This window comes from Cupriavidus sp. FW216-B1, assembly GCF_058789195.1.
In genome coordinates this window covers 21807-33671 of the sequence record NZ_JBYTEL010000035.1, presented here as the reverse complement: position 1 = coordinate 33671, position 11865 = coordinate 21807, and the positions used below count along the sequence as shown (strand labels likewise).

Annotated in this window: 10 protein-coding genes; 6 read left to right on the top strand and 4 right to left on the bottom strand. The window is 70.8% G+C overall.

The features are described 5' to 3' along the window. Positions 1-217: 217 nt before the first annotated feature. The 6 genes from flhB to AC3WXD_RS33795 are packed head-to-tail and all read left to right on the top strand — an operon-like array spanning position 218 to position 7972. Positions 218-1360 (top strand): flagellar biosynthesis protein FlhB, encoded by a 1143-nt coding sequence (flhB, locus tag AC3WXD_RS33820; protein WP_020205577.1) that lies wholly within the window; start codon positions 218-220, stop codon positions 1358-1360. Then, the gene (flhA, locus tag AC3WXD_RS33815; RefSeq protein WP_020205578.1) at positions 1357-3447 is read left to right on the top strand and encodes a flagellar biosynthesis protein FlhA; all 2091 of its coding nucleotides are present in this window, start codon (positions 1357-1359) and stop codon (positions 3445-3447) included. The genes flhB and flhA overlap by 4 nt, the downstream gene beginning before the upstream one ends. A gap of 13 nt (positions 3448-3460) precedes the next feature. Beyond that, a complete protein-coding gene (gene flhF, locus AC3WXD_RS33810; protein ID WP_492325581.1) occupies positions 3461-5944 on the top strand; it encodes a flagellar biosynthesis GTPase FlhF in 2484 nt (827 codons plus the stop codon). 3 nt (positions 5945-5947) lie between these two features. Further along, positions 5948-6775: a MinD/ParA family ATP-binding protein gene (locus AC3WXD_RS33805; protein WP_492325580.1), complete on the top strand. Its 828-nt coding sequence runs from the start codon at positions 5948-5950 to the stop codon at positions 6773-6775. A gap of 43 nt (positions 6776-6818) precedes the next feature. Next, positions 6819-7535, top strand: a complete 717-nt coding sequence (locus tag AC3WXD_RS33800; protein ID WP_020205581.1) for an RNA polymerase sigma factor FliA — start codon at positions 6819-6821, stop codon at positions 7533-7535. Next, positions 7532-7972 carry a flagellar protein FlhE gene (locus AC3WXD_RS33795; RefSeq protein WP_020205582.1) on the top strand — a complete coding sequence of 147 codons (441 nt, stop codon included), beginning with the start codon at positions 7532-7534 and terminating at the stop codon, positions 7970-7972. The genes AC3WXD_RS33800 and AC3WXD_RS33795 overlap by 4 nt, the downstream gene beginning before the upstream one ends. 144 nt (positions 7973-8116) lie before the next feature. Here AC3WXD_RS33795 and hpaH read toward each other — a convergent pair whose 3' ends face one another. The 4 genes from hpaH to hpaE all read right to left on the bottom strand — a co-directional run bounded on the left by hpaH (position 8117) and on the right by hpaE (position 11853). Continuing rightward, positions 8117-8920 (bottom strand): 2-oxo-hept-4-ene-1,7-dioate hydratase, encoded by an 804-nt coding sequence (gene hpaH, locus AC3WXD_RS33790; RefSeq protein WP_492325579.1) that lies wholly within the window; start codon positions 8918-8920, stop codon positions 8117-8119. A gap of 40 nt (positions 8921-8960) precedes the next feature. Beyond that, positions 8961-9353 (bottom strand): 5-carboxymethyl-2-hydroxymuconate Delta-isomerase, encoded by a 393-nt coding sequence (locus tag AC3WXD_RS33785; RefSeq protein ID WP_492325578.1) that lies wholly within the window; start codon positions 9351-9353, stop codon positions 8961-8963. A 10-nt stretch (positions 9354-9363) separates the two neighbouring features. Further along, positions 9364-10287, bottom strand: a complete 924-nt coding sequence (gene hpaD, locus AC3WXD_RS33780) for a 3,4-dihydroxyphenylacetate 2,3-dioxygenase (RefSeq protein ID WP_059415732.1) — start codon at positions 10285-10287, stop codon at positions 9364-9366. 105 nt (positions 10288-10392) lie between these two features. Then, complete coding sequence (gene hpaE, locus AC3WXD_RS33775; protein ID WP_492325577.1) at positions 10393-11853, bottom strand: 5-carboxymethyl-2-hydroxymuconate semialdehyde dehydrogenase; 1461 nt, start codon at positions 11851-11853, stop codon at positions 10393-10395. Between the last annotated feature and the right edge of the window lie 12 nt (positions 11854-11865).

The window sequence follows — 11865 nt, the reverse complement described above, 5'->3', positions numbered from 1 at the left end:
CCCCCCCCCCCCCCCCTCCCCCCCCCCCCCCCCCCCCCCCCCCCCCCCCCCCCCCCCCCCCCCCCCCCCCCCCCCCCGCGGCGCCTCCCCCGGGGGGAGGCGCCATCGCGCAAACAGCGCCAGAATCCCCGCCCTATTCCCGCTAATGCCCGCCGCTTCGCGCTCCGATAATCGTTGCTGACGAAGGGCCAGCATGCCGCTTCGTAACGGAGCGGCCATGTCCGAAGAAAGCGATCTCGAGAAAACCGAACCCGCCTCACCCCGGCGCCTGGAAAAGGCGCGCGAGGAAGGGCAGGTCGTGCGCTCGCGCGAACTGGCCACCCTGATGATGCTGATGAGCGGCGTGGCCGGCCTGTGGGCGCTGGGCGGCACGCTCGGCAGCAAGCTCAACGCCGTGATGCAAGCCAGCCTGGCCTTCGAGCCGGCCACGGCGTTCGACACCTCGCGCATGATGTCGCGCTTCGCCATGAACGTCTGGGAAGGCCTGCTGGCCTTCCTGCCGCTGCTGCTGCTGTTCGGCGCGGCGGCGCTGGCCGGCCCCATGCTGCTGGGCGGCTGGCTGTTCTCCACCCAGTCCCTCGCACCCGATTTCTCCCGCCTGTCCCCGCTCAAGGGCGTGGGCCGCCTGTTTTCCTCGCAATCGCTGGTGGAGCTGGCCAAGGCCATCGCCAAGGCCCTGCTGGTGGGCAGCGTGGCGGCCTGGGTGCTGTGGCACCGCCTGGGCGAGGCGGTGGCGCTGATGAACGCGCCGCTGCACGAGGCGCTGCTGCACATGCTGGAGTTCGTGCTCCACTGCTGCGGCCTGATCGCCGCCTCGCTGGTGCTGGTGGCGGCGCTCGACGTGCCCTGGCAGTACTGGACCTTCTTCAAGAAGCTGCGCATGACCAAGGAAGAGGTCAAGCAGGAGCACAAGGACAGCGAGGGCGACCCCCACATCAAGAACCGCATCCGCCAGCAGCAGCGCGCGATGGCGCGCCGCCGCATGATGTCCGAGGTGCCCAAGGCCGACGTGGTCGTGACCAACCCGACCCACTTCGCCGTGGCGCTGCGCTACGAGGAAGGCCGCATGGGCGCGCCGCGCGTGGTCGCCAAGGGCAGCGAGGAAGTGGCCGCGCGCATCCGCGAGATCGCCGCCGAGCACAACGTGCCGCTGCTGTCGGCGCCGCCGCTGGCGCGCGCGCTGCACCGCCACGTCGAGCTGGGCCACGAGATCCCGTCCGGCCTCTACACCGCCGTGGCCGAAGTGCTGGCCTGGGTCTATCAACTGAAGCACTGGCACCACACCAACGGCCCGCACCCGCAGGCGCCCGCGGACCTGCTGGTGCCTGACGAACTCGCCGTACCGGAAAGCCACGCATGAACGCACTGACCTCGCTGTTCAACCTGCCCGGCGCGCGCGCCGGCGGCGGCCAGATGAAGGCCCTGGCAGGGCCGCTGCTGATCATCATGATCCTGGGCATGATGATCCTGCCCCTGCCGCCCTTCGTGCTGGACTTGTTGTTTACGTTCAACATCGCGCTGTCGATCATGGTGCTGCTGGTGGGCATGTACACGCAGAAGGCGCTGGACTTCGCCGCCTTCCCGTCGGTGCTGCTGTTCTCCACGCTGCTGCGCCTGTCGCTCAACGTGGCCTCCACGCGCGTGGTGCTGCTCGAGGGCCACACCGGTCCGGACGCCGCCGGCAAGGTGATCGAGGCCTTCGGCCACTTCCTGGTGGGCGGCAATTTCGCGGTGGGCATCGTGGTGTTCGCCATCCTGGTGGTGATCAACTTCATGGTCATCACCAAGGGCGCGGGCCGCATCGCCGAAGTCGGCGCGCGCTTCATGCTCGACGCCATGCCGGGCAAGCAGATGGCGATCGATGCCGACCTCAACGCCGGCCTCATCAACGAAGAAGGCGCCAAGAAGCGCCGCGCCGAAGTGGCGCAGGAATCGGACTTCTACGGCGCGATGGACGGCGCCAGCAAGTTCGTGCGCGGCGACGCCATCGCCGGCCTGCTGATCATGTTCATCAACATCGGCGCCGGCATGGTGGTGGGCATGCTCCAGCACGACCTGGACTTCTCCACCGCGGTGCGCAACTACACGCTGCTGACCATCGGCGACGGCCTGGTGGCGCAGATCCCCGCGCTGGTGATCTCCACCGCCGCGGGCGTGATCGTCTCGCGCGTGGCCAACGAGCAGGACGTGGGCCAGCAGCTCACCGGCCAGCTTTTCTCCAACCCGCGCGTGATGTACCTGACCGGCGGCATCATCGGCATGATGGGCCTGATCCCCGGCATGCCGCATTTCGCCTTCCTGCTGTTCGCCGGCGCGCTGGTGTGGTTCGGCCGCTACGTGTCGCGCCGCGACGTGGCGGCGGCGCAGGACAAGAAGCGCGAGGAGCGCGTGCCCGCCACCGCGCCGGAATCGACCGAGGCGAGCTGGGACGACGTCTCGCTGGTCGACCCGCTCGGCATGGAAGTGGGCTACCGCCTGATCCCGCTGGTGGACCGCGCGCAGAACGGCGAGCTGCTGGGCCGCATCAAGAGCATCCGCAAGAAGGTGGCGCAGGAGATCGGCTTCCTGGTGCCGGTGGTGCACATCCGCGACAACCTCGAGCTCAAGCCCAACGCCTACCGCATCTCGCTCAAGGGCGTGGAGATCGGCCGCGGCGAGGCCTCGCCGGGGCAGTGGATGGCCATCAACCCCGGCCAGGTGTCCGGCGCGCTGCCCGGCGCGCCCACGCAGGACCCGGCCTTCGGCCTGCCGGCGGTGTGGATCGACGCCGCGCTCAAGGAGCAGGCGCAGACCTACGGCTACACCGTGGTGGACGCCAGCACGGTGGTGGCGACCCACCTCAACCACCTGATCCACCTGCACGCGGCCGAGCTGCTCGGCCGCCAGGAAGTGCAGGCGCTGCTGGACCGCATCGCCAAGGAGTCGCCCAAGCTCACCGAGGACCTGGTGCCCAAGGTCATCACGCTCACGGCGCTGCAGAAGATCCTGCAGAACCTGCTCGACGAAAGCGTGCCGATCCGCGACATGCGCACCGTGCTGGACGTGGTGGCCGAGCACGCGCCCAAGATCAGCGACCCGAACGAGCTCACCGCGCTGGTGCGCGTGGCGCTGGGCCGCGCCATCACCCAGCAGTGGTTCCCCAACGGCGCGGACCTGCAGGTGATCGGCCTCGACGCGGGGCTGGAGCGCGTGCTGTCGCAGGCGCTGACCAACGGCGGCGGCATCGAGCCGGGCCTGGCCGACGCGCTGCTGCAGCAGACCCAGGCCGCGGTATCGCGCCAGGAACACCTGGGGCTGGACCCCGTGCTGCTGGTGCCGCATCCGCTGCGCCCGCTGCTGGCACGCTTCCTGCGCCGCACCATGCCGCAGCTCAAGGTGCTCTCGCATGCCGAGGTGCCGGACAACCGAAACATCAGGATCACCGCCATGATCGGCGGCGCAGCGTGAGGGATGACGCAAGATGAGCGTAGCTAAATTCGTTGCGGCCAACGGCCGCGAGGCCCTGCGCCAGGTGCGCGAGGCGATGGGCCCGGACGCCGTGGTGCTGTCCAACCGCACCGTCGAGGGCGGCGTGGAGATCGTCGCCATGCGCGACACCGATCTCGGCGCGATTTCCAGCAACGCCCCGGTCTTCACGCCGCCGCCGGCCACCGTGGCGGTCGACGGCGCGCTGGGCGACCTGCGCGGCGAACTGCAGAACATGCGCGCCATGATGGAGCGCCAGTTCGCCGGCCAGGCCGCGGCCGTCGGCACGCACAGCCTGCCCGCCACCGGCGGCGACCCGCTGCGCGACTCGCTGTTCAACTGGCTGGTCACGGCCGGTTTCTCCGGCCAGCTCGCGCGCACGCTGCTGGGCCACCTGCCGCTCGGCCACGACCGGCCCGCCGCCATGACCTGGATCCGCCAGGAGCTGGCGCGCAAGGTGCCGGTGCTCGGCGACGAGGACGCGCTGTTCGCGCAGGGCGGCGTGCTGGCGCTGGTCGGCCCCACCGGCGTGGGCAAGACCACCACCACCGCCAAGCTGGCCGCGCGCTTCGTGCTCAAGCACGGCCCGGAACGGCTCGCGCTGCTGACCACCGACACCTTCCGCATCGGCGCGCACGAGCAGCTGCGCATCTACGGCGACATCCTCGGCGTGCCGGTGCACGCGGTCAAGGACGCCTCCGACCTGCGCTTCGCGCTGGCCGCGCTCAGCGAGAAGCACCTGGTCATCATCGACACCGTCGGCATGAGCCAGCGCGACCGCAGCCTGTCCGAGCAGATCGCCATGCTGGGCGGCGTGCAGGCCCCGGTGCAGCGCATCCTGCTGCTCAACGGCGCCAGCCACGGCGACACGCTCAACGAAGTGGTGCACGCCTACCGCCACGACACCTCGCCCGACGGCGGCATCGACGGCTGCATCGTCAGCAAGCTCGACGAAGCCACGCACCTGGGCTCGGTGCTCGACGTGGTGATCCGCCACCGCCTGCCGGTCTACTACGCCTCCACCGGCCAGCGCGTGCCCGAGCACCTGGAGCTGGCCAGCGGCACCGCCCTGGTCGAGCGCGCCTTCCAGACCCCGCGCCGCGGCTCCGTGTTCGCCGAGGCCGAAGCCGCGCGCCGCGCCTTGCCCGCGCGCGGCGAAGGCGCCGCCGCCACCGGCGCCGACGGCATGCTGCGCTCGCTGACCGACAGCGCCAACGCCGTGAGCGACTGCGTCGACCAGCTCGACGGCGGCAACTACGGTTTCGACCTGGTGCGCACGCTCTGGCAGCAGCGCGCGGACAGCGCGCCCTCGGCGCGGCTGATGGCGCAGCACGTGCGCGAGTCCGTCTGCCGCGATCTGGTGCGCCAGTGCGACCGCTTCGTGCTCGCGCTGAGCGCCGTGGTGGCCGCGCCCGCGGCCGGCCGCCGCGCCGCGCGCCCGTGGCTGCACACGCTGTGGCTGGCCGACCGCGACGGCCTGCCGCTGGCCGCCGCCGTGGCGCCCGGCGGGCGCACCGCGCCGGTGCTGCAGGCCACGCAAGGCGGCTGGGAGACCGACGCGGTCAACCTGGCCGCCACCATCGCCGCCACGCGCACCGTCGTCAACGTGCTCGACGCTATGCCGGCGCCGGCCATGCTGGCGCGCTGGCAGACCGCGGGCGAGCGCTGGCTCACCGCCACCCGCAGGACCACGCGCGTGGTCAGCGGCGGCGCCGCGCTGAAGGTCGACGCGCTGGCCGACACGCTGACCTTCCACGCCGTCGAGGAAATGGAATACCGCGGCCGCGCCGCCGCGCAGTGGGTCGCGCAGGCGCCGGTGCGCGTGCTGGAAAGCCAGGTGCGCGGCGCGCGCGGCGCCGAGGGCGGCATCGAAGCCGGCCTGCTGGTCTCGCGCGTGGTCGATCTCGACAACGGCCAGACCCTGGCCGTGCAGTACCTGCTGTGCGATCCCGCGCTGCTCGGCGAGGGCGCGCAGCTGGCGCGCTGGGCGCGCTGGGCCGAAGACGGCGAGGCACAGCTGCGCACGCTCGGCCATGCGCTCGACCACCTGAGCCAGGGCGAGCGCCAGGACGGCGCCGGCGATGCCGCCCAGGCCGAGGGCCAGGCCTGCGCGCGCCTGCTGGCCCTGCAGATGGCCATCGCCTCGCTGCGCCTGGAGCAGGCCGGCGACACCGAGGCCGCCGCCTTCCTCGCGCGCCTGTCGGCGCGCGCGCCGGCGCGCCAGACCCCGAACGCCGCGGTGCTGGTCGAAGGCATGGGCCGCCTGCTGGCGCTGCTGGACGTGCTGGAGAACTACCCCGCGCGCAACGGCCGCGCCGCCGTCCGCGATGCGGCGCCCGCTGTTTCAGCCGCTGTTTCTGCCACTGTCTCCACCGCCGCTTCCACCGCCATTTCCACCGTCGCTTCCGCCACGGAGGCGGACGCCTTTACCGACAGCAGCCGCATGTTCAAGGCACTGGCGCAGGTGCAGGGAGAGTAAGACGTGAATTCTCTCGCCCTCGACCAGGCCGAAAGCCTGCGGCGCATGCTGGCGCCGCGCGTCACGCGCCGCATCGCGGTGGTGGCGAGCGACGCCGGCGCCGGCGCCACCACGGTCGCGCTCGGCCTGGCCAACGCGCTCGCCATGCAGGGCGAGCGCGTGCTGCTGATCGACGAAGACCGCACCGGCGCGCGCGCCACGCGGCTGTCCGGGGCGGCGCCCGCCGACACGCTGGACGCGGTGCTGGGCGGCGCCGCCACGCTCGAGGCCGCGCTCGGCCAGCGTCCCGCCGGCGCCATCGGCGTGCTGCCCGCCAGCGCCCAGGCCGGCGGCGACCTGCAACTGCTCAACGGCTACCGCACCGTGCTCAGCGATGCGCGCGGCGACGCCGATGGCGCGCTGTCGCCGATGGCCGCCGCGGCCCACAACCTGATCGTGGTGCTGCGCGCGGAGCCGGCCTCGATCAAGGCCGCCTACGCCTGCATCAAGCAGCTCAACCATCTCTACGCCTGCCGCCGCTTCCACCTGGTGGTCAACGCCGCGCCCAGCGACGCGGCCGCCACCGCGGTGCTCGGCAACCTGGCGCGCACCGCCAGCCAGTACCTCGGCGTGGACGCGCGCGCGGCGGGCAGCCTGCCGCTCGACCCGCTGGTCGCGCGCAGCGCGGCGCTGGGCCGCTGCGTGGTCGAAGCCTTCGCGGCCGCGCCGGCCACGGCCGCCCTGCGCCGCCTGGCCACCGGCGTCGCCGCCTGGCCGTCGCCCGCGGCGGCGGAAAACCGTTCAACCCCTCCGGCCACGCCCCTGGCGCCGCCGGCCACGGCCCTGGCCTGAACGCCGGGCCTGCAAGCAAGCTAGGACTCACGAGAATTCCACCATGTACACGATTCAGGGAAAGCTCGAACAGACGGATACGGTGACCGCGCATGCGTCGCTGGTGCGTCGCATCGCCTTGCAACTCGCCGCCAAGCTGCCCGCCAGCGTCCAGCTCGACGACCTGATCCAGGCCGGCATGATCGGCCTGCTCGATGCCGCCAAGCGCTACGAAGATACCCACGGCGCGCGCTTCGAGACCTACGCCAGCCAGCGCATCCGCGGCGCCATGCTCGACGAGGTGCGCGCCAACGACTGGCAGTCGCGCAGCCTGCGCCAGTTCACGCGGCGCATCGAGCGTACCGTGCGCGGCCTCGAGCAGACGCTCGGCCGCACGCCGCTGGACTCCGAGGTGGCGCAGGAGCTGGAGCTGCCGCTGGAGGAATACCAGACCCTGCTCAACGAGGTCTACGGCTGCCAGTTGCTGCACTATGAAGACTTCGAGCGCTCCGGCGAGGAAGATTTCCTGGACCGCCACCTGAGCGTCAGCGACGACGGCAACCCGCTCACCGTGCTGATGGAAAGCGGCATGCGCGAAGCGCTGATCCGCGCCATCGAGCGCCTGCCCGAGCGCGAGAAGCTGGTGCTGTCGCTGTGCTACGACCAGGAGCTCAACCTGCGCGAGATCGGCGCCGTGCTCGACGTCACCGAATCGCGCGTGTGCCAGATCCGCAGCCAAGCCATCACGCGCCTGCGCTCCCAACTGCGCGGCCTGCTATGACCCTGCCGCTGCGCTGGTCCCGCTGTCTCGCCGTGGCGGCGCTGGCCGCCTGCGGCGGCCACGGCTGGGCCGGCCCAGCCGGGCAGACGCTGCACTCGTGGTCCGCTTCCGTGAGCGGCCCCGCGCTGTACGGCAAGGGCCTGCGCACCGTCTCCGCGCCCATCACGCCCACCGGCTACCTGCCGCAGGCCGAAGGCGCGATCACCACGGTGCGCTGGCGCTACGCCTTCAACCGCACGCCGCCGCACGACCTGCAGGCCTACCTGTGCAACGCGCAGCGCTGCGTGCTGCTGTCCGGCGCCGAAGGGCTGACCGATGCGTTCGGCGGCGACGATGCCGCCAACGGTTTCGTCTTTGCGTTCCAGGTGCCGGGCAGGGGCGCGCTGACGCCGGTCCTGCAAGGGCAGTCGGGGCAGGTGGTGGTGGGATACCGGTAGGCGTCGGCGGTCCCTTCTCCGGCGGTTCCTTCTCTTCACGGCGCGCTGGCCGCCGGTGCCGCGCAGCACGGGCTGGTCTGTGCATGGCCGATCTGCAGGCATTGCCTGAACGGGTTCGGCGGGACGTTCATAGATCTCCGGGGTTCAGGCGAAGCGGCAGGAAATGCTGCCGAGCCGGTCGTAGTCGGCATGGAAGGTGTCGCCGGGCGCCGCCGCCACCGGGCGGGTGAAGGAGCCGCCCAGGATCACCTGGCCGGCCTCCAGCGTGACGTCGTAGGGTGCCAGCTTGTTGGCCAGCCAGGCCACGCCCCTGGCCGGGTGGTTGAGCACCGCCGCGGAAACCCCGGATTCCTCGATCACGCCGTTGCGGTAGAGGATCGCCGGCACGCGGCGCAGGTCGATCTCGTCCGGCCGCACGGCGCGCCCGCCCATGACCACCCCGGCGTTGGCGGCGTTGTCGGAGATGGTGTCGACGACCTTGCGCGTGGCTTTGGTCTCCGGGTCCACCTGCTCGATGCGCGCGTCGATGATCTCCAGCGCCGGGATCACCCATTCGGTGGCGTCGAGCACGTCGAACAGGCTGACGCCGGGCCCGCGCAGCGGCTTGCCGAGGATGAACGCCAGCTCCACTTCGACGCGCGGCACGATGAAGCGCGCGCACGGAATGTCGCCGCCTTCGTCGAAGAACATGTCGTCGAGCAGCGCGCCGTAGTCCGGCTCCGCGATGTTCGACGAGACCTGCATGGCGCGCGAGGTCAGGCCGATCTTGTGGCCCTTGAGCATGCGGCCGCCGGCGATCTTCTGCGCCACCCAGGCGCGCTGGATGGCGTAGGCGTCCTCGATGGCCAGGGCCGGGTAGTCGAGGGAAAACTGCCGCACCTGCCGGCGCGAGCGCTCGGCGGCGTCGAGGCGGGTGGCGGCTTCCTGGATTAGGGTGGAGTCGAGCATGGGGATATCTCTCGGCGGGGGTTGACCGCGGCGGCTGGCGTCAGCCCGCCTGGCCCTTGAGGAAGGCGTGGACGTTGTTCTGCTTGAAGTTGAGCTCCGCATCCAGCTCGCTCATCTCGAAAGACAACGCCAGCGGGCGCCGCGCCTGCAGTTCGGCGAAGTGCGCCTTGATTACCGCGAACAGTGCGTCGGCGACCTGCCGGCGGGTTGCCAGGTCGCGCCCGGCGCCCACCTTCAGGCTCATGTGGACGAAGGCGTAGTCGTGCCGGCCGTCGGCCATGCGCCAGGTGTCGATGCGCACGGCGCGGCTGCGGATGCCGCCGAGCGGGAAGATTCCGCTCGCGCCGAGACAGGCATGGACCTGCTCGAACAGGCCGGGCAGGTCGGCCTCGGCTTCGATGTTGTGGGTGTACTCGGCGATGAAGTGCGGCATGGCGGCTTCCTCAGAGGCGGCTGGCGCAAGGGTTGCCGGCGCCGGCCCAGGCCTGCGCGGCGGGTATCGCCGCGCCGTCCTGCGGGGTGACCGGGAGCACGGCGTTGGTCTGCCCGGTGCCGGAGGAACCGAAGTAGGGCGTCACCACCTCCGCCTTGCCGTCATAGGCGGACCAGCCGAGCGCGCCCAGCAGCATGGCGGTGTCGTGCATGAAGCCTTCGCCGTGGCCCTTGGCGGCGTACTCGGGCAGCATGTCGCAGAAGGCCCGCCACTCGCCTCGCTGCCACATCGCCAGCACCTGATGGTCGAGGGTCTCGAGGAACGGGGTCCAGATGCGGTCGGCGAACGACGGCGCCTGGCCGTTCTGGGCGAAACGGTGGGACAGCGAGCCGCTGGCCAGGAAGGCCACGGTGCCGTCGTAGTGTTCCTCGACCGCCTTGCGCATGGCCCAGCCCAGGCGCGCGCTGTCGTTGAGATAGTGCACCGTGCACATCGCCGAGACCGAGATCACCTTGAAGTGCTGGTCCTGGTTCATGTAGCGCATCGGCACGAGCGTGCCGTACTCGGGCGCGAGCGTGGTGGCGTCGTGGGCCAGCACGTCCACGTCCATGGCCCTGCAACCATCGGCGAGGATGCGCCCGAGTTCGGGGTTGCCCGGGAAGCCGTACTCCATGTTGGCGATGAAGTGCGGCAGTTCGTTGCTGGTGTACAGCCCTTCGAAGCGCGGCGCGCAATTGACGTGGTAGCCGGCATTGACGAGCCAGTGGGTGTCGAACACCACGATGGTGTCCACCCCCAGCTCGCGGCAGCGGCGGCCGATCTCCTTGTGGCCGTCGATGGCGGCCTGGCGGCTGCCGTGGCGAGGGCCAGGGAGTTCCGAGAGGTACAGCGAAGGAACGTGAGTGGTCTTGGCAGCTAGAGCGAGTTTGCCCATGTCGAGTCTCCTGGTGAGGGGCGCCGTGCCCGTTTCTTGTCCTTGTCGATGTCACGCCGGCGGTTGCGGCGGCCTCGGACGGCCGCTCTGTCGTCTGGCCACGCCTCACACGCCCCAGCGGGGAATGTGATGGCTGCCCATGGAAATGCACACGTTCTTGACCTCGGCGAAGACCTCGAAGCTGTACTGGCCGCCCTCGCGCCCGGTGCCCGAGCCCTTCACGCCGCCGAACGGCTGGCGCAGGTCGCGCACGTTCTGGCTGTTGATGAAGACCATGCCGGCCTCGATGCCGCGCGCCAGGCGATGGGCTTTGCCGATGTCCTGGGTCCAGATGTAGGAGGCCAGGCCGTACTCGGTGTCGTTGGCCAGGCGCAGCGCCTCGGCCTCGTCCTTGAACTTCATCAGGCAGACCACCGGGCCGAAGATCTCTTCGCGGGCGATGCGCATGCGGTTGTCCACATCGGCGAATACCGTCGGTTGGATGAACTGCCCGCGAGACAAGTGCGCCGGCAGGTTGGCCGGGCGCTCCAGGCCGCCGGCGAGCAGGCGCGCGCCTTCCTCGATGCCGATGCGGATGTAGCCGGTGACCTTGTCGTGGTGGGCCTGGGTGATCATCGAGCCGACCTGGGTCTTCGGGTCCTGCGGGTCGCCGACGATCAGGCGCCGGGCGCGGGCGGCGAACGCCTCGACGAAGCGTTCATAGACCGTCTCCTGGATGAATATGCGGCTGCCGGCGGTGCAGCGCTCGCCGTTCAGCGAGAAGATGGTGAACAGCGCGGCGTCGAGCGCGCGGTCGAGGTCGGCGTCGTCGAAGACCAGCACCGGCGACTTGCCGCCCAGCTCCATCGAATACTTCTTCAGCCCGGCCGCCTGCATGATCTTGCGTCCGGTGGCGGTGCCGCCGGTGAAGGAGATGGCGCGCACGTCCGGGTGGCGGACCAGGGCCTCGCCGGCGGTGGCGCCATAGCCCTGCACCACGTTGAGCACGCCTGGCGGAATGCCGGCTTCGAGGGCCAGGCGGCCCAGCTCGTTGGCGGTCAAGGGCGAGAGTTCGCTCATCTTCAGCACCGCGGTGTTGCCCAGCGCGAGGCACGGCGCGGTCTTCCAGGTGGCGGTCATGAACGGCACGTTCCACGGCGATACCAGCCCGCACACGCCCACCGGCTGGTACAGGGTGTAGTTGAGCATCTGGTCGTCCACCGGGTAGCTGTGGCCGTCCATGCGCGTGCAGACCTCGGCGAAGAACTCGAAGTTGTGCGAGGCGCGGGGGATCAGCACGTTCCTGGTCTGGTGGATTGGCAGGCCGGTGTCGAGGGTTTCCAGCTCGGCCAGCCTGGGCACGTTGCGGTCGATCAGCTCGCCCAGCTTGCGCATCAGCTTCGCGCGTTCGCGCGCCGGGGTGCCGGCCCATTTCGGGAAGGCTGCCCTGGCCGCGGCGACGGCCAGGGCGATTTCCTCGGCGCCGCCGCTGGCGACCTCGGCGATGACTTCGGTGGTGGCCGGGTTGACGGTTTCGAAGACGGTCCTGCTTTCGACCTCGCGGCCGTTGATCCAGTGCCTGATCATGGTTCTGCCTCC